The organism is Planococcus shenhongbingii (genome assembly GCF_030413635.1).
GTDB lineage: Bacteria > Bacillota > Bacilli > Bacillales_A > Planococcaceae > Planococcus > Planococcus shenhongbingii.
In genome coordinates, this window is sequence record NZ_CP129235.1 from 3,345,200 (window position 1) to 3,370,483 (window position 25,284).

The following is a 25,284-nucleotide window of genomic DNA, read 5'->3' on the forward strand; positions in this document are numbered from 1 at the left end:
GATGAAGGAACTGGAGCTTTTCCAAGTAAAAGTCCAAAAACGGGCACAGGGTTTCATGACATTGCAAGAAAGCATTGGTCATCGCTTTTCTGAACTGATTACCGACATTCAATTACAAACCGGAGCACCTTCTGAAGCAGTAGCATCGTCTATCTTCATGCGGCGCTTCGGTTTTTTTATAACAGCTCAATTGTACTTATTAGCGCATGGAAAAATGTGGGATGGTCCGCTTGAAGCGGCCCAATTGGTAAAAACCGAAGGCGGCATTGCATTCGAGCTGGATGAGCGCTTTGTCCGAAATCGCAGTAAAGGCGATTTGGAAAAGGTTTTGAAGGTTTACGCGTTCCCCGTCGTTGAAGCGGTCCGGAAAGCCGGGCATGTCTCCAAGCTGATTCTTTGGGAAAATATCTGGGGATATGTTATCTGGATGTACGGCATGCTGGAATCGGAACAAGCTGAACGGGACGTGCAGGTTTTGTTGGGTGCTGATATTTGGCAGCCGGAGATGCGCAAGTCATTTTTCCATCAATTTTTGGGTGGACGCAGTTATAGCGAGGCAAAGGCTGATTATAAACGCATCACATGCTGTTTGTATAAAGAATTGCCCAATACCGGCAAATGCCCTTATTGCCCCTTAAAAAAATAAACGCTCCGCAGCTGCGGGGCGTTTTTGCATAGTTTTAAATGACTGGACGACTATTGACCATCCAAAAATTCCAGCCGGTTGCCAAATGGATCGGAAATGAAAAAGCGTTGGACTCCTGGAATGCTGCCGTCATTTTCCACTTCAATCCCTTCAGCAACCAAGTGTTGCTGAAGCTCTTCAAACCCCTTCACTTTAAAAGCTGGATGCGCTTTTTTAGCTGGCGAAAAAGGTTCTTCTACCCCGACATGAAGCTGATATGCTCCAAATTCAAACCAGGCCCCGCCTCTTCCTTTCAAGGAATCCGGCTTTTCCACTTCTTTCATCCCGAGCACCCCAGCATAAAAATTGACAGCCTCTTTTTCTTGGCCTTTGGGTGCCGCAACTTGTACATGGTCAATTTTTTCGATTGTGAATTTCATCTCATCACCCCTTCTTGCTTCCAGCTTAGCTAATTTATAAAGTAAAGAAAAGGTGATTGTTTTTATGTATTTCCATAAGTTTTTCTTATCTCTTTCCAAATGTTCCTTTTTCCCGTAGCATGAAAAATAAAGGAGTCGTCGCATATGGAGTTTCCTGCTCAGCTTAAATATACATTGGCATCACAATCCATCGCAGTAGACCGCCCTCCTGCACACCCCCTCTCTCCCGATTTTAAAGAACGGATCAACGAAATCAAACAATGGAGCGGCACCCAAAATAATGGTGTAGCAGTTTCTTATTTTTTTCGCCAATATGCACTGTTCATTTCAGCACAATTTGATTTGCTCACTAATTATAATGGCTATTTTGCTTGTTCGTGGAAAGACCTTCAATTCAGCCGCATTCACAATTATGGGTTTAATTTACTTCAAACCCATGTTGACTCATACTTCTTTACTTCTGTTTCCCAGGAAAACCGGTTTGAGGCGATGCATTTTGTACTGTGCCGCCAAGTAGCTGACTTAATTGATGAGTTCAGAAAACATGTAAAGATTTCCCCCATTATATTATGGGAAAATGTCCTTGGCTCAGTCCTTTGGTTTTATGCCACTTTGCAGCAACATGCCCCTAGGAGAGCTGCTGAAGATATCGAATGGCTGCTCGAATCGGCCAACTGGAAGCCGATCAAAGCCTCTTATCTATACAAATTAATGGGAACGGCCTCACTTGAGCAGGCAGTTTCCGGTCCTCTTCGAAAGACATGCTGTTTGTACAAAGAATTGCCTGCCTTTTCCACTTGCACATTCTGTCCACAACCGCATTGATTCCACAAAAAAAGCCTCAGCAATCGCTGAGGCTTTTTCATTATTTCTCAAACACTTCATGTATAATCTGGCTCGGACTGGCATTCGTCAAGTTTTTATAAATGCAGCTCGCCGGTTTCTTCTGCAATCCCTTTGCAAAAGATTTTGCTTGTTCAGTTTCTCCAACTATATGCACTTCATCCCAGTGGCGTTCTTTTTTCAACTGTTCAATTTTGCTTCCTAAGTCTTTATAGAAGCGCTCGAGATTCTCTTTCATCCGCCAGTTGAAATCATCTGCTGCACTGCCGGAGTTTCCTCCAACATGGCTTGCTTGGCCAAATCCGCCAGTGTTGCTGCCTGCAGTATGCGAGGCGGAATGGACACCTTGCTGTTCATTCCAGACATCTAAGCCTGAATCAAATTCATAAAATACTTCTTCATTGACCATTCCCATCGAAGTATCCAGAATGCGAACTCCTTTGAAGCTTGGCAAAATAATTCCAGCGTATGGATAAGCTTTATACATATATCTCAATTCGTCCAATACAGGTGCGTTTTCCCAGTGGAAACTTGTCTTTACAGCAACTTGCACATAATGGACAAACCAAAGATCATCTTTAGGAGAGGCAAAAATAACGACACCCTTATGGAGGTCGTCTTGGTGGTCCATAATTTCTCTTTCAACCTTTTTCTTTAAGGTTTGATAGGATTTCAACTCTTTCTCATTCTGAGAAGCCGTCAAGTATTCCTCGATGCGCTTCAAACCATTTTTCAGATGAATTCTCCACGCCCCACTTTGGGCGTTCAAGTCAGCGGGATTGGTATTTAAATACACACTCAAAACACAGCGTTCTTCACAGCTAAAAGCTTTAAGTTTCTGAATTTCATCGTATAATGTCATACATCCATCATCCTCCTTAAAATCCATACTACTTAATTCAATACCCTAAGTCGTTTACATTAAACAGGCAAGTTTTTACTTTTTCAATAATTCTGACGTTTAAAATAAGGCACACGAGGTAAACAGATAATGCAATGAAAATAAAAGGAGTGTGAAGAAACATGGAAAATATCGATAAAAAAGTAGACGAAAAACTAAAAACATTTGACCAAGAAAAGAAAGAAGACATTTTAGCCAATTTTGAAAACTTCAAACAATACTTAGGCGGCAAAGTCGAGCTTGGTGAGAAAATGGGATTGAGCGAAGAGCGTCTTGCTCAAATCACTGAGAAGGTAGCGAACTACCTGGCTAAAAATGAAGACCCAAAAAACCGAGAAGAATATGTACTGCAACAATTATGGAGTGTCGGTGAAAAAGAAGAACGCCATATGCTTGCCCATATGCTGCTGCGTTTAGTTAAAAAAGATTCGTAAAATGCCAAAGGCCTTCCCTTAATGGGAAGGCCTTTTTTCAAGCTGTCAAGAAACTCTTGATAGCCTTTTCTCATTTCGCTCCAGGGCGGACGCTTTTCGCGGGGGGCGGCCTAAGCCTCCTCGCTCGCTGGCGCTCCCTGCGGGGTCTCAGGACTCGCCCTATTCCCGCAGAAGTCGCCGCCTTCCGCTGCATTCCGCTCTCTGTTGTCACTTTTAGAGACGCTCTAAAAGTGGGACGCTTTAAGAAATTCTTCTCTTGCTTATTCCTACTCTCCAGATATGGAGCCAACCAGCGGAGACGCCTGCGGGATAGCGAGACAGCCGAGACCCTGCAACGCCCTTTCATGTTTCGAAGCTAGCGAAGCGATACAGAAACAGGAGCGAAGCGACGAAGCGGCTTGGCGCTCGCCCGCGGCAAGCGCAGCTGGTTGGCGGAATATCGGTTAAGGAAGGATTACTAATAGAAACTTTAACTTCCTCAACAAACTGAAAAAACCTTCCCTTAATGGGAAGGCCTTTTTTCAAACAGTTTAAACATCGAAAGATAAACAAATCCGCTCACAACAGATAAAGCAGCTAAAATGGCAAACGTCCAGCCGAAGCCAAACCAGGCAGTCATGGGAATTGAAATTGGCGCAATCATCCGTCCGATTGTATAGCGCATGCTTGCTGCCGCAAAATACTGCCCACGCTTATCTTCCGGAGCAAGTTTCGAGATAAAGCTCTGCTGCACCCCTACTACCATCAGCTCTGCTAAAGTGAAAATCGCCATCGCTCCCACAAACATCCAGAACCACGATGTCATCGGGAACAGAAGCATCGCCACAGCATATAGAATGGTCGATAGGAAAAAGACCCATTTTTCAGGAAAGCTTGTCATCCAGCGAGTGACAATTACCGTAAATAAAGCAACCAGCAATCCATTTTCAGATAACAGGAAGCCAAAAGAAGTCTCTCCGGTAACCGTCCACTCCCTTCCCCAGAAAGAAGCAATTGTCTGTACATCAATGGTTTCTTTTAAATATACAGGAATAAGCAAGTCCAATTGCATGAACGTTTGTGCTGCCAGCACTCCCGCAATGACAAAAAGAAGAAACAGCCGATCTTTAAAAATCAACCCGTACTCTTTGAATTGCTTAGCGACTGCTCCTGTCCAGCCGATTGCTTCTGCTGTCTCCCATTTACCTTTTAATTCATGGGATAAAGTCTCGTTTGTGTAGAGCCTAAGAACGAGGCCAAGCAGCATAGAAATAACCGTAACAATCAGCAGCAGCTCAAAACGATAAGAGAAAAACAGCACCGCTCCGACCAAAGGCCCCACTACTACGGCAATATTCAACGTCGTATAAAAAATAGCGAATACATCGCTTCTGTATTTCTCCGGGATGACATCAGCAATCATCGCCTGGCTGGCTGGCCAGTAAAGCGAACTGCACATGCCCGCCAATGTAAAAGAGATAAATCCAAGTTCAGGCGACTCCAGCCACGGGGAGTTAGCGAATGCAAACAGAAAAAAAGCCGCCCCTTGAGCAATTGACGCAAAAACGAGCATCGTGCGCCGGCCGAACCGGTCTGCGCAATAGCCGCCGATTAAATTAGCAGCAACTGAAAAAACTTGAGAGGTGACGAGCAAAAGACCCGCCATTCCTTTTCCAAATTCTTCGGCAAAGTAAATCGCTAAAAACGGAAAAACCATCCAATAACTTGTGTTCATAAAAAATTCGCCCACCAGGCGAACTTTTAAACTTCGATCCCAATCCCTAATCCTCATCATCATTTCCCCGCGTTCTGCAAACTTTTCCTATTCGATTATCAATCCAGCACTTCTAATAACTTATAGCTTAAACAAATATCAATCATTAAGTCTTTGCGTTCCTTCGCAAATTGAATCGATAGCCGTTCATGATCCCGTTCCACAATTTTTCCAGTCCCGAAAACCCGATGGCGCACTTTGACTCCTTCTAACAGTTCGTCATCTCTTTTTACTGCGTTCGGATTATCCGGCACCTTTACTTGGACTGTTTTTGACGCCGTAGCCCGCTGCGGCCGAACAGCTGGTTTTTCTGGCATGATAATGCCCCTTACTTCATCAACAAACCGGGATTCACTGTCATAGCTGATCAATTCCAAATGTTTTTTAGCACGTGTTATCCCGACATAAAATAAACGCCGTGCTTCTTCCAAAGCATCCGGTTTTTCCGTATCTTCCTCAGCGGGAATAATTCCTTCATTTAAATCAATCATATAGACACGCTCAAATTCCAATCCTTTGGAGCTATGGAATGTTGATAATGTCAGCATATCATCTGTTTTTTCGGCTTTCGCATTTTGCGTGACTTGCTCCAGTTCCTTCAGTCTTTTGGCGAACTCGGTCATGCTCGACAGCGGCCCTGCGATTTGTTCAAGCGTGATCAGGATTTGTTCCAAATACTGCATCCGCATACCGAATTTTTCAGCACGGCTTGAGAGCATCTGGTCATACCCAAGTTCTCCGCGAATTGTCCGGATGACTTTTAGCGGCTTCATGTGATTTAATGCCTCGAACCATTTTTTCTGCTCGTTCAGTATGTTGATTTGATAATCCTTTAATGTAATGCTGCGGTTAATCTCATCAAAAGCATTAACTGTGGACGGCTTCATCCGGCTCAGCGCTTTTAATTGGCTTCCTGACCAGTAAGCATTGGTTTTCGATGCGATTTTCGCGTAAACATCGACACGCTCCGGCTTCAAACTGAAACGCATAAAATTGAGCATATCTTCTACAATCCAATGCGAGAAAAACCGGTTATCCGCATCTTTCATATAGAAAGGAATTCCCAGGCGATTCAATTCGCTGATCAGCAAAGTCGAAGACGAGTTATTGCGATAAAGGACGGCCACTTCTCCAAAATGGCTCAATTCTTTCAATTCTTTCATTACATACTTCAACTGCGCTTCTTCTGAAGCAAGCCGACGAATAACGATGGGGTCTCCTTCCGGCTGTTTTGTAAACATATTTTTGTCATGCCGTTTTTTATTCGTCTTAATAAATAAATTCGCAGCATCTACAATGTTTTTTGAAGACCGGTAATTTCGTTCCATTTTCATCACATAGGCCGTTGGGTAAACATTTTTGAATTTCAATAAATACGTCGGCTCCGCGGCACGCCATGTATAAATAGATTGGTCATCGTCTGCAACAACGCAGAGGTTCTGGTGGCGTGCCACTAATTTTTCAACGATGGCGTGCTGGATCATGGACGTGTCCTGGCTTTCATCGGTCATGACGTAATCCCAGCGCTGCTGATACTTCCCAAGCAATGCCTCATCTTTTTCCAGCGCTTCATTGGCAAGCGACAGCATATCGTCAAAATCAACTAACCTAACGTCATAGTTTTCTTTAAATGCTTCATACGTCTTTAATATTTCAATTGCCCCTTCAAAAGGAGCATCCAGTTTTTTCCATTGTTCTCGAGGAGTCATTTTGTTTTTCACGAAACTGATGAATGATGTCAACTCATCCAGCTGGTCATCGGTAATTGGTTCCCCGACCTCTGTTTCATACATTTCACGCAACAGCCGCTTTTTATGAAGACCGTTGGATTCGCTTCCTTCAATCATCACGTAGCGGGAATTGGCAAAATACTCCCGTGTGATTTGAAAAGCCAAGCTGTGGATGGTCGAGAAATCAACCGGTGCCAGCTTCGGAAAAAAGCGTTTGTAGCGTTCCTGCATATCAGTCGCGGATGCCTTACTGAATGTAATGGCTTTTATGCGGTGCGGCTGCACACCCTTTTCTTCAATCAAGTAACCGATGCGCATGATCATCGTAGTCGTTTTTCCAGATCCGGGACATGCCAAAAGCAATAACGGGCCATCCGTGCGTTCAACAGCTTTGCGCTGGATTTTATTTAGTTCAACTCCGAGTTGTTTTTTCTTGCGTTCAAAAAAGTTGCTCATACTATACTCCTTCGCATTTTCAGTTCCTTTATTTACACCTTACATATTCAGTAAGGCTCCTAGCTGCTGAGAGCTAAAATCAACTGGACATTAAAGTTCATTAGATCAATCCGTAGTTAAAAGGTTTTGTTTTTCCAGAATAAAGTTCACTTTATTTTAGCACAAAGAATTGCTTCAATCAGTCGAGTTTTTTCGCAACCTTCACTGATTGTCAATTGAGTTCCTTCCTGAAGAATCAGGATCCTGCCATCCATTAACGCTCGACAAAAAAGGACCCAAAATGAAGGGTCCTTTTTGCACCTATAAACTTATTTATCCGAGCTCAGAATTTCGCAAATGCGCCCTACTTGGCCATCCGCAAGCCTCACTTTAATGCCATGGGGATGCGAAGCGGAATTTGTTAAAAGATCTTTAACGATGCCACGGGTTTTCTTGCCCGTTCTTTGGTCCTGCTTCAAGACAATATTCACTTCTAAGCCTGGTTTTATATCGCTTCTTTTTTTGCCGTCCATTAAAACTCCTCCTGCCTTTCCTTCATAATACGCTATTCCTTGCTTTTTTCCACACAAAAAGGCAGGGAATGCTCCCCGCCTCATTTAGTGTACTCACTAGCGCCGGTCTGTACGGTTGCGATCAAAATCATCAGTGCCAAGATCTGAATCATCATCAATATCCGCTTCTTCCCGGCGGACTGTTTCGTTGACGACTTCCGTATCCTGGACTTTCCGCTTGCCTACTACAATTTCTTCGCTTACTACATCTGTTTTTGTGACATTCACACGCTCTTCCGTTAACGGAATGTGGATGTCATCTCCTTCTTGATAAGCATCTTTGCTTATCCGGGAGTCATCTGTCACTTCTTCGTTTACTGGGCGGCGTTCAATATATACTTCTTCCCGCTCAACCGGCACTTCAATTGTCTGCTTATCTTCAACCACACGCTTGCCGACATTCACTTCACCGGTTTGCACACGATTTTTGTCAACTTGCAGTCTTTCTTCGTGAAGACGAAGACGGTCTTCCTCTGTGTCATCAGCTCGGTCATGGTCTGTGTCCATCCGGTCACGGTCGGTTCCGACAAAATCACGATCCGTCCGGTCACGGTCAGTATCCATAAAGCCGCGGTCTGTCCGATTTCTGTCAGTCAGTCTATCACGGTCCGTGTCATTGTACCGGCTTTCATTTGTAGCTGTAAAATCTCCGGTATCCCGGCTTGGAGATGGAACGTCATTTACCGAACTGCCCGTTCCTAAACCGAAGCCTGTACCTGCATTTCTGCCGACTCCAGCCGATTCGCTGTCATCAAGTCTGGAAGAAGCCGAAGTTTTATCAGCATCCACCAAGTTATGGCCTGAATGGAAATTCACATCGTTAGCTTCATTTGTATCCACGGTTAAACCATCGCGTCCAACCATGCCTGAGTCTTCTCCCGTATAACGGGAAGTATCCTCAGCTCCCACAATGCCTGTTCTTGAGGTATTGCCTGTAGGATCTCCATATGCGGAACTGCCGCTTCTTGGTCTGCTGTCATAAGAATCTCCAATTTCCTTATCAACAAACAGCAAGATTTTTCCGTTCTGCACTTCCTGATAGTAACGGTCGGCTTCCTGGCCATCAACACCCATGTCGTTAAAAGCTTGGCGTATAGGTTCATTTCCGGACATAAAGCCCATAAACTTATCCATCCAGCCTCCGCCTTCAGCAGATTTATAATCTACATCCGTGCGCCCTCGGACCATAGAAATCTGATCTTTGTCATGAGCCATGACGTACATGTGGTCTTCCGATATTCCCTGCGATTTCAGTTCTTCGATTTTTCTCAACACTTCTGTTTCGCTGTCGAATGTGCCCATAAAGTTATTGCTCGCCATTTTCGATACCTCCAATTTTTGATATGCGTCCTTGAAAAATCTTACTACTCAAGAAATACCCCGCCGATGCTTTCTCAAACATATTTGGGAATTGAATCGGCCGATAAAACCAAAATATTTTGAATTGACAGTCAGTTATATCCTTTTGTTGATTCAATAAAAGATAAATCTAAACTTTTCTTTTTCTTCTGTATTTATTGGAACTTTCCTTCCATTTTTCCGTCCAGCTTACTAAGGGATATTTTAAGGAGGAGAAAGAGAGATGGGAAACATGAATATAATTCTATTTATCTGTTTAGCTTCATTAATGCTTGGAAGCTGTTCGTCGCATCCTGTTTCCTCTAAAAGCCAAACTCCTCCACAATCGGATACAATTAAAAATACAGCGATGCCAGATTATAGTTCTGTCGCCGTCATTCACCAGCCTACTGCTACTAGTTTGTTGATTGGTGATACATATTATGAAATCACTCCTGCCTCAGCGCTGGCTAACTCTACAGGCTCCAATCTTCATCCAGAGGATTTGCATTCAGGAGACCTAGTGTCTTTAACAGCCAGCAAGCAAACAACCGGCCACTTCCCTCAAAAAGGAATCTTGTTGTCTCTTATGCGGCATGAAGATGAAAAGAGCCTGCTTATCAGCCAAGCCATTCACCATGTGCTGCTCAATCAGGAGATAGGAGACATTATGGCTTTGGAAATCAAATCAGTCAGCGCTCAGCTTATTACTTTGCAGTTCAGAGATTTGGCAGATAAACGGAAATTCGAATGCATTGTAAATATAAAAAGTATGGACTTTCAAGTAAAGGAAATTCCTTACTTAACCTCAAAACAAAACCCGTGAGCTGATTAAGGCTCACGGGTTTTATTTTAAAAGATACTCAAGTCCCATTCTTTCGATATTTGGCGAAGCATCATCGTTCCTGCTGCACTGTTTCCGGTTACGTCTATGGCAGGGCCATAGACACCAATGCCTGCTCCTGCCCTGAATTCATAGGTCTGGGAATGGAGCTTAGGCGGAACGGCGGCCAGGATGCCGCCGGATACACCGCTTTTTGCGGGAATGCCGACATGCGCTGCAAAATTTCCAGAAGAATTGTACATGCCGCATGTCACCATTAGCACTTTAGCTACTTGGGCAATTTCATCTGAAAAATGTTTCACATTCGTGATGGGATTAAAGCCATCATAGGCGATGATTAATCCGATTAATGCCAAATCTTTTACACTGATTTTGATGGAACACTGGCGGATATATATATCCAACGCTTCTTCCACTTCTATTTCCAAAAAATTAGCTTCTTTTAAATAATAGGCAAGTGCACGGTTGCGATGGGAAGTCTTCCATTCAGAATCGTAGACTTCACGGTCCATCTCAAGCGGATGGCCCACGAGGGTTTCCAGAAACGACAGCAGATGCTCGTACTTCTTTTGACTTGTGGGTCCTGGCAGCAAAGCTGAAATCGTAATTGCTCCCGCATTGATGAAAGGATTGAATGGCTTGTTTGGGCGGTGTATTTCAAATGGAATAATTGAGTTGAAAGCTTCTCCGGTCGGTTCCACATCCACGCGTTCAAGAACAAATTCCAATCCGTAATGGCAGCACAAGGCAATAAAAGTCAGTGCTTTGGAAATACTTTGAAGGGTAAATTCTTTGTCAGTGTCTCCTGCACAATAGTACTGGCCATCTTCATCAACCATACAAATACCAAGCAGGCTTGGATCTACTTTCCCAAGTGCCGGTATATACTGTGCAGTCGTCCCTAAAATAGCATGTCCTTTGTTTTCTTGTACCCATGCTTCCAATTGTTGTTGGATTAACGGATTATTTTGCATACCATCTCTCCTCGCAAGCTTTATCGTACTTTAACAATCAGACGTGGTGAAGAAACTTTCGCCAATTGAAGTTTCTCTTTATAAAAATTCCCCTCGTCTTCACAAGGGGATTAGTCTTTTATAGGTTATCGTACCAAGCTTTTGCCGCTTCTACTTCCGGCATCGTCAATTGGTGTCCATAACTTTCCCAATGCAATTTCACATTTGCACCAGCGTTCTTTAACAATTGTTCCAAATCAGTCGACTCTTCTGCAGGACAAATAGGATCGTTGGTTCCCGCTGCGATAAAGACGCCCACACCTGATAAATCAGGCAATGCCGTTTCGCGGTTCGGCACCATCGGATGGTGTAAAATGGCTCCTTTTAAAGCATCTGCGTCAGTAAATAATAAATTGGCCGCTATGTTTGCTCCGTTCGAATAACCGATAGCAATTACATTGCTGCGATCAAAACCATGTTCTTTTGCTGCCTTATTTACGAAGTCATTGAGCTCCTCTGTACGGACTTTCAAATCTTCCATATCGAAGACACCTTCTGATAAGCGCTTGAAAAAACGGGGCATGCCATTTTCAGAAACATTCCCCCGGACACTCAGTACAGAAGCTTCGGGATCAATATGTGCAGCAATCGGCAACAAATCGTTTTCATTGCCCCCTGTCCCATGCAATACAAGAAAAGTAGGTTTAGCTGGATTTGAACCTGGTTGGAAAATATGTTTCATTACAAAATACCTCCTAATGGTGAGTTTGCCTATTTGGTTAGTTTCCCTCTTTACAGATAAGTAAAACTTATCTCGAATTCAAGATAACAATAACATAGAAGTGATTGAATTCCAATCGTAACCCTCTGGGACCTTCACCGTTATTCTTCAAGAAGCTCCATTAAATGCGCAAGCTTAAATAAGTTGAACTAAAGAATCATCCATTACTATACTGCTTCGGAGTAAGGCAAAGACGTGTGCTCATCGCAAAGCTGCCGACCAAAGTATCCAGCTGTAATTATTAGTTCAACTTATATAGCGCACTCGTTCTGGCTTTTCTCTAAATAAAAGATGGCTATCATATAAAAACCACCCACTGAAAAATCAGCGGACGGTTTAAAGTAATTTATTTAGCTGTTTCAAGCATGTCTTCTAAATTTTCTTTTGTAAAAAGATAATTTTCATTACAGAAATGGCATTGCGCTTCAGCTTGGCCATCAGTTACGATCATGTCTTTGATTTCTTCTGTTCCAAGGCTAATGATTGCACTATGGATTCGCTCTCTTGAACACTGGCATTGGAATTGAACCGGCATAGTGTCCAGCACTTTGACATGCCCGCTTCCCAGTACTTCATCAAGAATTTCCTCCGGCGTCATGCCTTGTCGAACCATATTCGATATCGTCGGGATTTCCAATAACCGTTGTTCAATTTGAGTAATGACTTCTTCGCCCGTACCCGGCAATACTTGAATGATAAATCCGCCAGATGCCTGAATAGTGTTATCCGGATTGACAATCACACCGACACCGACAGACGACGGTATTTGTTCAGAAGTTACAATGTAGTGAGTAAAATCTTCACCAAGTTCACCCGATACGATTGGTACTTGTCCAACAAACGGCTGCATTAAACCGATGTCTTTGGAAACCGAGAGAGTTCCGTCGGTTCCGACCGCTCTTCTGACATCCAATTTTCCTTGGGGGTTTAAATCGAAATGAGTTTGGGGATTTGAAACATATCCTCTTACTTCACCTTTAGCATTAGCATCCACTAAAATTGTTCCCAGCGGACCGCCGCCGTTGATTTTGATGGTCAGTTTCTCTTCGCCTTTCATCATGGCACCCAGCATGACACTTGCTGTCATGGAACGGCCCAAAGCTGCTGAAGCAGTCGGCCATGTGTAATGTCGGCGCTGTGCTTCTCCTACTGTTTCAGTTGTCCGGGTGGCATAAGCGCGCACTTGTCCATCGTAAGCCAAAGCTTTCACTAAATAATCGTTCATCTATTTTCACGTTCTTTCTATAATAGTTTATGCGACATTAACGGGCAGTATGGTCCCCTGCTTTTCAAGCGGGAACCCACTGACCGTAAATGTCCGATTGGTTCAACTAACAATCAGTGGAGAGAACCCCACTGAGTGAAGTTTCACTTATTGTTTCCGCATTTCTTTTTCGTTTTTTACTTTGTCCGGTGTAACGTCGTTTCCTAAAGGATCGAGCACTTTAAGGCTCGTCACTGTATTCTCGATTTGTCCACGGATTTCCCGCAGATAGTCTTCCCGCAATACTTGCTGCTCTACTTTTTCAGCTGGCGTCAATCCAGCTTCTCGAGCTTTCTTTGCTAATTCATTAATGCGTGTAATGCTGGCAATCATTGTCCCCACCCTTTCGTTTCTCTTTGTTAGGCAACCATCTTTTTCTGTATCCACTGTTGGAGCGTTTCTGTCTTCATTAGGAAACGCTGTTGCTTCATTTTTTCCGCTAAAGTGGCTATTGTTTCCCGTTTCATGACCGACTTCCAGGCATTTTCAGCTTCATCCATCAAGTCGGACAGCAGACAGCAAGCATCTTCTTGCTCCAGCTCCAGCATGTCCCCTAAAATTCCACTTGGCGAATAAAGCGACTGCCGCCCTTCAATCGCCAGATATATATCATAAACACAAATTTCTTCCGGTTTTTTCTTTAATTTAAAGCCGCCTTTTACTCCAGGCACGGATGCAATCAAATCCGCATTCACTAATTTTCTTAATAGCTTCTGAAAATAAGTAGGGGATGCATTTAATTGCTGGCTGATTGCTTCACCCGGCAATACCGCTTTATCGGGCAGCATATTTAATAGCAATATGGCATAAACCGATTGTTCGACACCTGTCTTCATGTGCATGGAGTTCACCTCAATCCATTCCTAACGCGGATAACATTTATCCGCATTGTCATATAATAAGTGGTGGAAGAAAGAAAGTAAAGAATTTTAACTCCACGAAAAAAACCATCCGCAGTAAATCGACGGATGGTTTTGGTTAGTTATAGAAACGCCGAGATGCCACCATAGGCAAGCGCAAGCAAAATAACGAATGCCGGATGGATTTTTTTTATTTCAAGCATCCAGTAACTAACAACAATCAGGATAATTGTCTGCACACTGCCGGAAGTATCAATGGAAGTCATGAAAAACTGAAGAGTCATGGCCCCGAGCAGCACCGCAATCACAGGACGGATCAGCTTGGTGATGTTTTTTACTTTAGGTGAGTCTTTGTATTTCAATAGCGTCACCATCATAAGGATCATCAAAATAAGGGAAGGGGCGACAGAGGCAAATAGCGCTATGGCGGAACCAAGAATCCCGCCTTCCATATAACCGATATAGCCCGCCATTTTTGTCGCAATAGGTCCAGGAAGGGCGTTCCCGAGCGCCAGCACTTCCCCGAATTCCTGAGTCGTCATCCAGCCATACCGGTCAACCACTTCTTTTTCAACAAGCGGAATCGAAGCCGGCCCTCCGCCGTAGCCTAATATGCCGGGAATGAAAAATGCCAGAAAAATGTACCAGTAAATCACGCTGTCCCTCCCCCTTTCTTAAACGACAGTAAGGAAATTAAAAGGATTCCAACGATTAAAATCACCGGATGAAGGTTCAATCCCTCCATTAATATAGCGGCTATCACTGTAAAAAGAATGCCCCGTGGCCAACCCAGCGACTGTCCTGATTTTTTCAGGAAATCCCAAGTCATGACACCAAGCATTACCCCGACCACCGGCACAACTGCCGCTGACATGCTATTGACCCACTCGACTCCCTTGAATTGCTGCAAAGTTCCGAGCAACAGAATCATCAGCAGGACGGTAGGAACCACCACTGCCACTAATGCGACAATACTGCCAATAACGCCATTCACCCGATACCCGATATAACCGGCCATTTTAGTGGCGATGGGTCCGGGCATTGTATTGCCAAGCGCCAATGTATCCCCGAATTCATCTTCTGTCATCCACTTATATTTCTTCACAGCCTCTGCATGAAAGAGCGGAATTGCTGACGGACCTCCTCCAAATCCTAAAATGCCGACACGGAAAAAGGCGGCAAAAATATCGGCATTTGCCTTTAAGCTGGAGGTTTTGGTCGTCTTATTCCGCATTTTTCTATCCGTTACCACACTGCGACCGATCCATCCGTACGGGATTCTGTGCCGCCCGACAATACACCCGTCTCTGGATTGCGCCAAATAATCTGGCCGCGGCCAAAAGCGCCGCCATCAGTAGCAATTTGAATAGCGTGCCCTTTGCGCGCCAAAGCTTGTGCCAAATAATTTGGGAAGTTCGGTTCCACTAATATCGTTTTGCCTTCCATCCATTGCCACCTTGGCATATCAAGCGCCGCTTGTGGATTCAATAAATAATCTACAGTATTGGCAACAACTTGGAAATGCCCTTGCGGCTGCATATAGCCTCCCATGACTCCGAACGGCCCGACTGCTTTGCCGTCTTTTGTCATGAAACCCGGAATAATGGTATGGTAAGTCCGTTTTCCTCCATTCAATACATTGGGATGCTGTTCTTCCAATGAAAAATCAGCCCCGCGGTTTTGAAGTGCAATTCCAGTCCCGGGAATAACAATGCCGGATCCAAATCCCATATAATTGCTTTGAATATAGGAAACCATATTTCCTTCTTCATCAGCAGTAGCTAAATAAACCGTACCGCCTTTCGGCAATTCATAGGGAACCGGCTGAGAAGCGGCATCTCCAATAACTGAAGCCCGCTGCTTTGCATAATTATCAGAGAGGAGGTGTTCCACACTTACCGGCATGGCTTCCGGTTCGGTAATGAATGCTTTGCCATCTGTAAAAGCAAGCTTCATCGCTTCAATCTGTTCGTGATAGGTTTCTGCCGATTGCCATTTCGGTTCGCTTAAATTCTTGAAAATATTCAATGCCATAAGTGCTACCATTCCTTGGCCATTCGGCGGGATTTCCCATACCTCGTAGCCGCGGTAATTGGTTGAAACTGGTTCCACCCATTCCGGTTTAAAGGCAGCAAGATCTTCTTTCGCCAAAAAACCATTGTGCTTTTTCATAAATTCGCTGATTTTATCAGCAAGCGTGCCTTCGTAGAATGACCGCGCTTCTGTTTCAGCAATTTCCTTTAATGTCGAGGCGTGTCCGGGTGATGACCACATTTCACCGATTTCCGGCGCTTTGCCGTTCGGCGCAAAAGTATCGAACCATGCTTGATACTCTTCTGTAGTAAAGGAGGTTTTGAATTTGTCATAGGCAAGTTTCCAGTACTTCCCCAGAATCGGCGTAAGCGGATAACCTTCTTCCGCATATCGGATTGCCGGTTTTAAAGCTTCGGAAAGAGGCAGCTTTCCAAATTTTCGGGACAGCTCGGCCCATGCAGCCGGCACTCCTGGAACCGTAACCGGCACAACGCCATGAACTGGCATTTTATCATGCCCGCGTTCTTTCACCGCCTCCACTGAAATGCTTGCAGGAGCAGGACCGGAACTGTTCAGCCCATGCAGTTTATCTTTTACCCAGACAAGCGCGAAAGCATCTCCTCCAATGCCGTTCGAAGTCGGCTCCACAACTGTCAAAGCGGCGGCTGTCGCTATAGCGGCATCAATCGCATTGCCCCCTTTTTGCATGACTTCAATTCCCGCCTGTGCTGCTAAAGGCTGCGATGTCGCCACCATGCCTTTTCTTGAAAATGCTGTATGTCGTTTGGCGTCAAACGGATGCTGTAAATAGTCCATTGAAATTCCTCCAGTTTCAAAATAAGAGCCGACTGCAGGGAATTATCCCAGCACCCGGCTCAATGATTCGCCTGCAAAATGGCATGCCGCAAAATGATCTTTTTCGTGTTCGATAAACGCCGGCTTGTCGACGCTGCAAATTTCCTGCGCCATTGGACAGCGTGTATGGAATACACATCCACTAGGCGGGTTCGACGGATTCGGCATATCGCCGACTAGTCGAATCCGCTCTCTTTTCACATTCATTGTTGGTCTTGGAATAGCCGATAATAATGCTCTTGTATATGGATGGAGCGGATGATTAAAAATTCTCGTTACATCGCTCATTTCCACTGTATGCCCCAAATACATCACCAGGACCCGGTCGCAGAAATAACGGACAACGCCTAAGTCATGCGAAATGAACAGATAAGATAAATGATACTTTTCCTGTAAAGTTTTTAGCAGTTTTAAGACTTGGGCTTGAACGGAAACATCCAGAGCGGAAACCGCTTCATCGCAAATGATAAATGAAGGATGAAGCGCAATCGCTCTCGCAATTCCGATGCGCTGGCGCTGGCCGCCGCTGAACTCGTGGGGATAGCGGTCATAATGTTCTTCTTTCAATCCTACTTCTTTCAGTAAATCCAGCACGGCCTCTTTTCGTTCCTGCGCCGGCATTTTCGTATGCATCCGGAATACTTCATCCAATGCATTCCCTATTCGCTGCCGGGGATTTAAAGAAGCATAAGGATCCTGAAAAATCATCTGCATTTCTTTTACGAACTTCTTCTTCTCTTTTCGCTTTAAATCTTGAATCTCCTGCTCATTAAACTTTATTTTACCTTCTGTCAGTTCTTCAAGTCCAAGAATCGTGCGGCCGAGCGTGGATTTTCCACACCCGGATTCTCCGACAATTCCAAGGCTTTCACCTTTATACAGTTTCAAAGATACCGATTCAACAGCTTTAACATTTCCTTGTACTCTCTTTAAGATGCCGCCTTTAATCGGGAAGTATTTTTTAACGCCGTTTAATTCCAGAAGTATTTCAGGCTTCGATGGTGACTCTTCCATTGTTCTCATCTTTCTCGGCCTCCTTTTCGTTCAGCCAGCAAGTTGCAGAATGGCCTCTGGACACCTGGAATTCAGGAGGCGCTATTACTTTGCACTTATCCATTGCAAATTTGCAGCGCGGATGGAAACGGCATCCTGGAATATGTTCATTTAACCCTGGCATATTACCCGGTATCGGTTCAAGCTCAAACTCCGGATCGTCGACGTTCGGCACTGAATTTAATAATCCGATCGTATAAGGATGGCTTGGGTTATTAAAAATCTGTTCCACTGGGCCTTCTTCTATCTTTTGTCCGGCGTACATGACCATCACCCGGTCCGCTACTTCTGCTACAACGCCCATGTCATGCGTAATCAATAAGACGCCCATATTCATTTTTTCTTTCAAGTCATTGATCAAATCGAGAATTTGTGCCTGGATGGTTACATCAAGCGCCGTTGTCGGCTCATCTGCAATCAATAAGCTCGGATGGCAAGCAAGGGCCATTGCAATCATAACCCGCTGCCGCATCCCGCCGCTCAATTCATGCGGATATTGGTTTAAGCGTTTCGCCGGATTCGGAATCCCGACTTGGTTGAGCAGTTCCACACTTTGTATGGTCGCTTCGGATTTCGATAATTTATGATGGAGCATTAATGGCTCCCGCAATTGGTAGCCGATCGTCAATACCGGATTGAGGGCGGTCATCGGTTCCTGGAAAATCATGGACATCTGATTGCCTCGGAGCTTCCGCAATTGTTCCTGCGAAAGATTCTGGAGAGGTTCGCTGTTCAGCAAAATCTCTCCGCTTTCAATCGAGCCGTTTGAAGGCAACAACCCCATCACAGACAATGACGTAATACTTTTCCCGCAGCCCGACTCACCTACGATGCAAAGTGTTTCCCCTTTTTCTACATGAAAAGAAATTCCTTTGACCGCCTGTACTGTGCCATCATTTGTACGAAACGAGGTGACTAAATTTTTCACTTCAAGCAATGTCTGTGTCATATTCTCCCTACTCTCTCGATACGTTTGCCAAGCTCCACTGGCCATTCGGGTCCACTTTTAAGCCTTTAATGGAGTTATCAGTGGCAGAAGTAACTACCCCGTGGTACATCACGATAGCTGCATTGTCATCCAGCATGAACTGATTGGCTTCGGCCAAGAATTTCTCGCGTTCTTCCGGTACGATCGTTGTGCGGGACGCTTCTACCAATTTATCAAATTCGGGGTTGCTGTACTGAGCCCGGTTCGAGTTTCCAACGTTGTCTGAATGGAAGTTCGGATAGAACATTTCAGAACCGTCACTCGTTACGTTCGACCAGCTCAGGAACGTCAGGTCATATTGGCCGCCGCGTGCTGTATCCAGGAATGTTGCCCATTCCATCATTTCAATCTCTACATTGAATCCGGCTTCAGTCAACTGCGACTGTACAATTTCAGCCATCAAAACAAAGTTATCACGGTTAGCTGCAAGCAATTTGATCGGTTCACTGCCAAAACCGTTTTCTTCCACCAATTGTTTCGCCAATTCCGGATCATATGGAGTTCCTGCATTATCCAGTTCTTCTGTGTAACCGAATACTTTCGGCCCCAGAATGCTGTCGCTTCTGACACCTAAGTCGTTCAATTTTTCAACAAATGCATCGCGGTCAACTGCACTTGCTACCGCTTTACGGAAATCCGGATTTTGGTTGCGTTCTCGTGAGTGGTTGAATGTCAAGTAGTAGACTGGTGTTCCCTCCTGCTTTGTAACCTCTACATTTTCGAGCCCTTCGATACGGGAAATCTGTTCCGGCGGCAGGGCATCAAGGAAATTCACTTCGCCTGTTTGCAGCATTGAAATGGCAGTTGAAATTTCAGGAACGACTTTGAATCTTACTTGGTTCAGCGCCACTTCTCCGTTCCAGTAGTCCGCGTTCTTTTCGAGGACGATTTCATCGCCTTGGTTCCAGCTGACAAATTTGAATGGTCCTGTTCCTACAGGATTTTGCATTAAATCTTGTTTTTGGTCTGCTGTCGGGCTGATGATGGCGGCATTGGAATGCGACAAGGCAGCAAGCAATGGACCATATGGATATTTTGTTTTAATTTCCACAGTAGTGTCGTCAATTACATTTACTGTTTCCACCGGTTCTAAAAGAGAAGCCCGCGGTGCTGCTGTTGCAGGATCACGCAATTTATCAAATGAATATTTAACAGCTTCCGCGTTAAAGTCTGTACCGTCCTGGAACTTGATTCCTTCTTTTAACTTGATCACCCAAGTCAAATCATCCGGGTTTTCGTAGGATTCTGCCAGTTTCGGTTCCAATTCCATGGTTTCCGGGTTTCTTTCAAATAAGTTTTCATAGATTTGAGTCATAACGTTCGAAGATACTGAGTCATTCGTCATCGTCGGAGAAAGCCCAACGGCATCTGAAGTAGAGGCGTAAACAACTTCCTGTTCTGCATCTGAAGCAGGTTCACCACCGCCTGTCCCTCCGCTTTCCGTCCCTTCAGGAATTGTGCTTCCTGAACAAGCACTTAAAATTAACATACCGATTAACATCACTAAAAATAGCCATTGTTTCTTCATTTATATTCCCCCAATGTTTTATTGTTCAACATCCATATTAGGATCAAGGGCATCCCTTAAACCGTCGCCGAGCACATTAAAAGCAAAAACCGTCAACATAATGGCAATCCCCGGGACAATCGTCAAATGCGGCGAAGTCCACATAAAATCCTGGCCCTGTGAAATCATCGCCCCCCATTCAGGAGTAGGAGGCTGGGCGCCAAGGCCCAAATAGCTTAATGACGCTGTGGAAAGAATAGCTGTCGCCATCCGCATCGTGGCAAAAACGATGATCGGCGCTGTAACATTCGGCAGAATGTGCTTTACCATGATCCGTAAATCCGAAGCTCCCATGGAACGCATTGCCATAATGTATTCTTTTTCTTTAATCGACAGCACCGACCCCCGGACAATCCGGGCACATGTCGGAATTGACCAAATACTGATTGCAATTGCAACGTTTACTAAACTAGTGCCTAGAATAGCGATAATCAGCATCGCCAGCAAAATGCCAGGGAATGAAAACAGCAAGTCAACAAAGCGCATGATGACGGCATCCAATTTCCGGTAGTATCCTGCCAGCATGCCTAGTATGACTCCACCGAACAGTCCAAGTGAAACAGCCACTGCACCTACAACCAGCGAAATGCGGGCACCATAGACAATCCGGCTCCAAACATCCCGTCCATAATTGTCCGTTCCGAGCCAATGTCCTGCGCTGAACATCGGCAATTCGCTGCTGCCCAAATTCTGCCGGATAGGATCATGCACGGTGATGACCGGTGCAAAAATGGCCATCAATACTTGGAGGAGTACGACGATTAAACCGACTACAGCCATCTTGTTTCTAAACAGGCGCCTGAATGTCGTCTGCCAGAAGTTTTCCTTTTTCTTTGGTTTTAACTTTACCGATTCAGCCGTTGTCATAGCATTCCCCCCTTTTAGTCATATTTGATGCGAGGATCGATATAGGTATAGATAATGTCGACAATCAGATTAACAAGAACGAACAACGTGGCGACCAGCAAAACCGACCCTTGCACCATCGGAAAATCCCGTGCCGCAATTGCATCGATCATCAAGCGGCCAACCCCGTTTATCGCAAATACTTTTTCTGTAATGATGGTTCCGCCTAGCAGGAAGCCGAAATTCAAACCAATGACTGTAATGATCGGGATCATTGCATTTTTCAATGTATGGATCCAGATGACATCTCTTTCTTTTACGCCTTTGGCTCGCGCTGTTCGGACATAGTCTGCCCGGATCACTTCAAGCATGGAAGACCGCGTCATACGGGCGATCATCGCAGCAGAACCGGTTCCCAAAGTGATAGCCGGCAAAATCAATTCCTTGATGCCGTCCAGTGTATAGAATGGATTTGACATCCCGCCGACTGGCAGCCATTGCAAGTTGACTGAGAAAACGAGAATCAGCAATGCCCCCAGCCAGAAGTTCGGAATTGAAATTCCTGCAAGGGCGAATGTAGTAGCAGATACATCCAATAGAGAATTTTGTTTCAATGCCGATATAAGACCTGTAATGATTCCAATAATCACCGCCACGATCATACTGGCGATGGCCAGCTTCAGCGTATTCGGGAAACGGACCGCGATAGCGTCCGCTACCGGCTGAGCCGTCTGATAAGAATAGCCAAAGTCGCCTTGCACCGCATTGGCCAAATAATTGGCATATTGCACAAGAAACGGCCGGTCCAAGCCGAGATTGGATTCAATCGCTGCAATATCCTCAGCGGTTGCAGTCGGCCCCCCGATGATTGATGCCGGATCTCCAGGAGCAATATACATGGAAGAAAATACGAGGAAAGATATTCCCAAAAGCAAGAACACTAATTGCAATGCACGACGAATAATTAAAGCAACCAACTCTACACCTCCCCTTACATTTGTTAAAAATAAATCGATATCCTCTTAACAAACGAAGTATTTTAATTAATCTGATTATAATTTAAGTAAAAATAAAAATCTATAAGAATTTTCAAAAAGTACTATTTACTCAGTTTCAATTAACAGAAATACTTAAATAATCTCGCCAGACTTTCTTTTTGTCCATCTTATTCTTGTTTCTAACTCTTTTTGTTTATTTTCGCTAGGTTTTTATAATGAAAAATTCAAACAAAAAGAAAAAGCCAACAGCAAAATAGATTTGCTGTTGGCTTTTATAGTTTTAAACCATTTCTGCTTTTGAAGCGACGCAGTAGAATATGGCTTTCTACACGGGTGATGCCATCAAGTGCGTACAACTCTTCATTGATAAATTTCTCCAACCCCTGAAAGTCATCTACTAAAACATGCATATGGAGAGTGGACGGACCAGTCATTTGATAACAGCTGGCTACGTTTGGATTGTCTGCCAAGGCCTGAGCCACTTCGACAAGTGAAGAAGGTTCGCAATCGACTTCGAAAAATCCCGATACTTGCTTCCCAACTTTTTCACTGTTGATCACCACCGTGAACTTTTCAATAATTCCGGCCTCTGTCAATTGGTGGACCCGTTCTCGAACCGCTACACGCGAAAGGTTTAACTCTTTTCCGATATCTACATAAGAACTGCGGCCGTTCACCGTCAACAATTCTAAAATCTTCTTATCGATTTCATCTATTTTCATAAAGTCACCTCAGTACTATAAGTTTGAAGATGATTATACGACATTTGATTACGTTTTGGAATACATAAATTATTTTTGGTTCCCTTTAGAAAGAAAATAGAACTTTTTACTTCCTCTTTAGAAAGCGGCTGCAAAAAACTCCAGGCGCGACTTCAAAGCAATCCTGCTCAACAAAACCATGCGATTCGTATAATTTTTTAGCCGGTTCATTGGCAGTCCCAGTGCTTACGATAAAGTCATGGCCCTTATATTGCTCCAATAAGTAAGTCAGCAGTCTTCTGCCGATGCCTTGGCGAAAGTAAAAAGGTGCAACTACTAATCTATGTATATCGATTGTACAGTCTTCTTTTTTATAAGAAATAAATCCCTTTAATTCTCCTTCCAAAAAGCCCATAAAAATTTCTTGGCTGTCTTGGATTTCTTCAACCGTTTCATGCAGTTGAGGGATTCCTTCAAACCCCATCAATGCCGCTTCAACTTTATATGCCGGTTGCTGAATTTTTTGAATGGCTTGCGCTGCTTTTTCCAAGTGATGATCTAGCCGTACAATCATAAAGAACGCTCCTCACTGATTTAGCTTCTATGTATAAATGAATAAAGTATTCATCCTGTATAAAGAAAAACACTAAGCTTCCTATGTGAATCGGGCAGTTCTAAAGTCAGCCGAATTTTCCGCCCCAAAAATCCTGGTATGCCTCATCGAGTTCTTCTGGTATGTTCATCACAAATGGTCCTCGGTGCGCAATCGGTTCTTGCAGCGGCTGGCCGCTCAAAATAAGCAAAACCGTACGGTCGCTGAGGGACTTCAGCATCAAATCTTCTCCTGCATTTTCAAAGAGAATAAAGTTGCCGGATGCCACAGCGGTTTCGCCATTCACTTCAACCGCCCCCTTTACTACGAAAACACCGGTATTAAAATGCGCTGGAAATGTTAATTCCGCCTCGCCGTCCATTTCCAGTCGGACATCCAAAAGATGAATCGGCGTAAAGGAAGTTGCAGGGCCGGTTACTCCTGAATAATTTCCCGCAATGATCCGAACTTCCCCATCCCGGACAGGAACAGACTTTATTGTTTCCCGGGTCAACGGCTGGTACTTCGGCTCTGTCATTTTATGTGCTCTGGGAAGCAGCACCCATAGTTGAATCATTTCAGATAAGCCGCCTTCAGGAAGCTCTGGAAATTCAGTATGCTGAATCCCTGCACCCGCTGTCATCCATTGAGCTTCATCTTTATGGATTGTTCCTCCATTGCCTTTCGTATCATAATGCGTGATTGCTCCTTCATAGACAACCGTCACCGTCTCTAATCCTCGGTGTGGATGAAGCCCGTCGACTCTTCCTTCCCCTGAAATCGGGGAGAATCTTTTCAACGGTCCATGGTCCAGCATAAAGAACGGGCTCATGCGCTGATGATCTGATAAAATCGGCAGATAGTTTTTCACTTCCATGTCGATTACTTTAAACGGTTCAGAACCGCTTAATATTGCTTCTATCCGTTTTACTCCAGCCATTTCTATGCCACTCCTTATTTTTCCTGGCAACCGTTAAAGCGAGATGAACTTTTTGATTGCCAGCATTTTTTCTTCTGCATCATGGTAGCCCTGGTTATACAATTCCGTTAACTTTTCAGTATCACGTTCCATCCCGTTCATTTTAAAAAATCTGGAAGGTTGAATGACAAGCACTTTCCCTTCAACTTCCAGTTCTTCGATAAACTCCACCGTTTCGTTATACCTTAAATACCAGCTTTCCATGCTTTTCACGATGCCAGGAAATTGGCGATAAAAAGCCGGCATCAATTTGGCAAAAGAATTTCTCTTTTTCCGGTATCCTTTTTCTTTGGTCAAGACGATTATAGGCTTTGTTACACCATCTTCGAGAGCTTTACGGATTGGAATAGGGTCAGCCACTCCGCCGTCCATCAGGAGTCTGCCTTTGAATTCAACCGGCTTCGCCATAAAAGGCAGTGAACTGGAGGCCCGGACGAGGGACAAGACATCCTTGGCATGCTGGCGTTTTTCAAAATAGACCGCTTCCCCAGTCAGGCAATCCGTGGTCCCTATAACAAATTCTTCAGTTGCATTATGGAAACTGTCATAATCGAAAGGCACCAGCCGATTCGGAATGTCATCAAAAATCAAATTCATCCCGAACAGTTCTCTTTTCAACAATAAATTCTTTACAGAAATATAATCCGGATGATGCACAGAGCCGATGGTCACTTTATGATTGCGCCCCGTCTGCCGCGACACATAAGAAGAAGCATTGCAGGCACCGGCCGAAACCCCAATAATATAATCCACAAAAATCTCTTCTTCCAAGAATTTCTCGAGGACACCTCCAGTGTACACCCCCCGCATGCCTCCGCCTTCTAATATCAGACCGCTTTTCATTCGAAATCCCCCTCTTTTATAAGCACAGTGCCCATTTGGGTTTTTCAAAAGCCGG

General features: G+C 44.4%; 27 protein-coding genes. 4 read left to right on the forward strand and 23 right to left on the reverse strand.

Going from position 1 to position 25,284, the window contains the following annotated elements; translation table 11 throughout:
- Position 1: 1 nt before the first annotated feature.
- Positions 2-646, forward strand: coding sequence for a hypothetical protein (locus QWY16_RS16165; RefSeq protein ID WP_300990258.1), 645 nt, complete (start codon positions 2-4; stop codon positions 644-646).
- A 50-nt stretch (positions 647-696) separates the two neighbouring features.
- On the opposite strand, the gene QWY16_RS16170 is transcribed toward QWY16_RS16165, so the two are convergent.
- Complete coding sequence (locus QWY16_RS16170; RefSeq protein WP_300990259.1) at positions 697-1,065, reverse strand: VOC family protein; 369 nt, start codon at positions 1,063-1,065, stop codon at positions 697-699.
- 144 nt (positions 1,066-1,209) lie between these two features.
- Between QWY16_RS16170 and QWY16_RS16175 the strand changes: the two genes are divergently transcribed.
- Positions 1,210-1,890 (forward strand): hypothetical protein, encoded by a 681-nt coding sequence (locus QWY16_RS16175; RefSeq protein ID WP_300990260.1) that lies wholly within the window; start codon positions 1,210-1,212, stop codon positions 1,888-1,890.
- 40 nt (positions 1,891-1,930) lie between these two features.
- Here the strand turns inward: QWY16_RS16175 and QWY16_RS16180 are convergent, their stop codons facing one another.
- On the reverse strand, positions 1,931-2,770 hold the full coding sequence (locus tag QWY16_RS16180) for a VLRF1 family aeRF1-type release factor (protein ID WP_300990261.1): 840 nt from the start codon (positions 2,768-2,770) through the stop codon (positions 1,931-1,933).
- Positions 2,771-2,931: 161 nt separating this feature from the next.
- Here QWY16_RS16180 and QWY16_RS16185 point away from each other — a divergent pair, with 161 nt between their 5' ends.
- The gene (locus QWY16_RS16185; protein ID WP_300990262.1) at positions 2,932-3,243 is read left to right on the forward strand and encodes a DUF3243 domain-containing protein; all 312 of its coding nucleotides are present in this window, start codon (positions 2,932-2,934) and stop codon (positions 3,241-3,243) included.
- Between the two features lie 502 nt (positions 3,244-3,745).
- Here the strand turns inward: QWY16_RS16185 and QWY16_RS16190 are convergent.
- The 4 genes from QWY16_RS16190 to QWY16_RS16205 all read right to left on the reverse strand — a co-directional run bounded on the left by QWY16_RS16190 (position 3,746) and on the right by QWY16_RS16205 (position 9,053).
- The gene (locus tag QWY16_RS16190; protein ID WP_300993482.1) at positions 3,746-5,014 is read right to left on the reverse strand and encodes an MDR family MFS transporter; all 1,269 of its coding nucleotides are present in this window, start codon (positions 5,012-5,014) and stop codon (positions 3,746-3,748) included.
- Positions 5,015-5,055: 41 nt separating this feature from the next.
- Positions 5,056-7,182: an ATP-dependent helicase gene (locus QWY16_RS16195; protein ID WP_300990263.1), complete on the reverse strand. Its 2,127-nt coding sequence runs from the start codon at positions 7,180-7,182 to the stop codon at positions 5,056-5,058.
- 308 nt (positions 7,183-7,490) lie between these two features.
- Positions 7,491-7,694, reverse strand: a complete 204-nt coding sequence (locus QWY16_RS16200) for a YwbE family protein (protein WP_300990264.1) — start codon at positions 7,692-7,694, stop codon at positions 7,491-7,493.
- 96 nt (positions 7,695-7,790) lie between these two features.
- Positions 7,791-9,053: a YsnF/AvaK domain-containing protein gene (locus QWY16_RS16205; protein ID WP_300990265.1), complete on the reverse strand. Its 1,263-nt coding sequence runs from the start codon at positions 9,051-9,053 to the stop codon at positions 7,791-7,793.
- 262 nt (positions 9,054-9,315) lie between these two features.
- Here QWY16_RS16205 and QWY16_RS16210 point away from each other — a divergent pair, with 262 nt between their 5' ends.
- Positions 9,316-9,897 carry a hypothetical protein gene (locus tag QWY16_RS16210; RefSeq protein ID WP_300990266.1) on the forward strand — a complete coding sequence of 194 codons (582 nt, stop codon included), beginning with the start codon at positions 9,316-9,318 and terminating at the stop codon, positions 9,895-9,897.
- 26 nt (positions 9,898-9,923) lie between these two features.
- Here the strand turns inward: QWY16_RS16210 and QWY16_RS16215 are convergent, their stop codons facing one another.
- The 17 genes from QWY16_RS16215 to QWY16_RS16295 all read right to left on the reverse strand — a co-directional run bounded on the left by QWY16_RS16215 (position 9,924) and on the right by QWY16_RS16295 (position 25,229).
- The gene (locus tag QWY16_RS16215; protein ID WP_300990267.1) at positions 9,924-10,889 is read right to left on the reverse strand and encodes a glutaminase; all 966 of its coding nucleotides are present in this window, start codon (positions 10,887-10,889) and stop codon (positions 9,924-9,926) included.
- Between the two features lie 118 nt (positions 10,890-11,007).
- Complete coding sequence (locus tag QWY16_RS16220; protein WP_300990268.1) at positions 11,008-11,610, reverse strand: alpha/beta hydrolase; 603 nt, start codon at positions 11,608-11,610, stop codon at positions 11,008-11,010.
- Between the two features lie 385 nt (positions 11,611-11,995).
- The gene (hslO, locus tag QWY16_RS16225; RefSeq protein WP_300990269.1) at positions 11,996-12,874 is read right to left on the reverse strand and encodes an Hsp33 family molecular chaperone HslO; all 879 of its coding nucleotides are present in this window, start codon (positions 12,872-12,874) and stop codon (positions 11,996-11,998) included.
- A 147-nt stretch (positions 12,875-13,021) separates the two neighbouring features.
- The gene (locus QWY16_RS16230; protein WP_300993484.1) at positions 13,022-13,246 is read right to left on the reverse strand and encodes a DUF896 domain-containing protein; all 225 of its coding nucleotides are present in this window, start codon (positions 13,244-13,246) and stop codon (positions 13,022-13,024) included.
- Positions 13,247-13,272: 26 nt separating this feature from the next.
- Positions 13,273-13,755: an RrF2 family transcriptional regulator gene (locus QWY16_RS16235; RefSeq protein WP_300990270.1), complete on the reverse strand. Its 483-nt coding sequence runs from the start codon at positions 13,753-13,755 to the stop codon at positions 13,273-13,275.
- 140 nt (positions 13,756-13,895) lie between these two features.
- Complete coding sequence (locus QWY16_RS16240) at positions 13,896-14,429, reverse strand: chromate transporter (protein WP_300990271.1); 534 nt, start codon at positions 14,427-14,429, stop codon at positions 13,896-13,898.
- Positions 14,426-15,007: a chromate transporter gene (locus QWY16_RS16245; protein WP_300990272.1), complete on the reverse strand. Its 582-nt coding sequence runs from the start codon at positions 15,005-15,007 to the stop codon at positions 14,426-14,428. The genes QWY16_RS16240 and QWY16_RS16245 overlap by 4 nt, the downstream gene beginning before the upstream one ends.
- 11 nt (positions 15,008-15,018) lie before the next feature.
- The gene (locus tag QWY16_RS16250; RefSeq protein ID WP_300990273.1) at positions 15,019-16,623 is read right to left on the reverse strand and encodes a gamma-glutamyltransferase family protein; all 1,605 of its coding nucleotides are present in this window, start codon (positions 16,621-16,623) and stop codon (positions 15,019-15,021) included.
- A 42-nt stretch (positions 16,624-16,665) separates the two neighbouring features.
- Positions 16,666-17,685: an ABC transporter ATP-binding protein gene (locus tag QWY16_RS16255; RefSeq protein ID WP_300990274.1), complete on the reverse strand. Its 1,020-nt coding sequence runs from the start codon at positions 17,683-17,685 to the stop codon at positions 16,666-16,668.
- A complete protein-coding gene (locus QWY16_RS16260; protein WP_300990275.1) occupies positions 17,651-18,664 on the reverse strand; it encodes an ABC transporter ATP-binding protein in 1,014 nt (337 codons plus the stop codon). The genes QWY16_RS16255 and QWY16_RS16260 overlap by 35 nt, the downstream gene beginning before the upstream one ends.
- Positions 18,665-18,671: 7 nt before the next feature.
- Positions 18,672-20,231 (reverse strand): glutathione ABC transporter substrate-binding protein, encoded by a 1,560-nt coding sequence (locus QWY16_RS16265; protein WP_300990276.1) that lies wholly within the window; start codon positions 20,229-20,231, stop codon positions 18,672-18,674.
- An 18-nt stretch (positions 20,232-20,249) separates the two neighbouring features.
- On the reverse strand, positions 20,250-21,137 hold the full coding sequence (locus QWY16_RS16270) for an ABC transporter permease (RefSeq protein WP_300990277.1): 888 nt from the start codon (positions 21,135-21,137) through the stop codon (positions 20,250-20,252).
- Positions 21,138-21,151: 14 nt separating this feature from the next.
- Positions 21,152-22,093: a nickel ABC transporter permease gene (gene nikB, locus QWY16_RS16275; protein ID WP_300990278.1), complete on the reverse strand. Its 942-nt coding sequence runs from the start codon at positions 22,091-22,093 to the stop codon at positions 21,152-21,154.
- Positions 22,094-22,386: 293 nt separating this feature from the next.
- On the reverse strand, positions 22,387-22,836 hold the full coding sequence (locus QWY16_RS16280; protein ID WP_300990279.1) for an Lrp/AsnC family transcriptional regulator: 450 nt from the start codon (positions 22,834-22,836) through the stop codon (positions 22,387-22,389).
- A 106-nt stretch (positions 22,837-22,942) separates the two neighbouring features.
- On the reverse strand, positions 22,943-23,389 hold the full coding sequence (locus tag QWY16_RS16285; protein WP_300990280.1) for a GNAT family N-acetyltransferase: 447 nt from the start codon (positions 23,387-23,389) through the stop codon (positions 22,943-22,945).
- 106 nt (positions 23,390-23,495) lie between these two features.
- On the reverse strand, positions 23,496-24,347 hold the full coding sequence (locus QWY16_RS16290; RefSeq protein ID WP_300990281.1) for a pirin family protein: 852 nt from the start codon (positions 24,345-24,347) through the stop codon (positions 23,496-23,498).
- Positions 24,348-24,380: 33 nt separating this feature from the next.
- Positions 24,381-25,229: a patatin-like phospholipase family protein gene (locus QWY16_RS16295; RefSeq protein ID WP_300990282.1), complete on the reverse strand. Its 849-nt coding sequence runs from the start codon at positions 25,227-25,229 to the stop codon at positions 24,381-24,383.
- Positions 25,230-25,284: the final 55 nt, after the last annotated feature.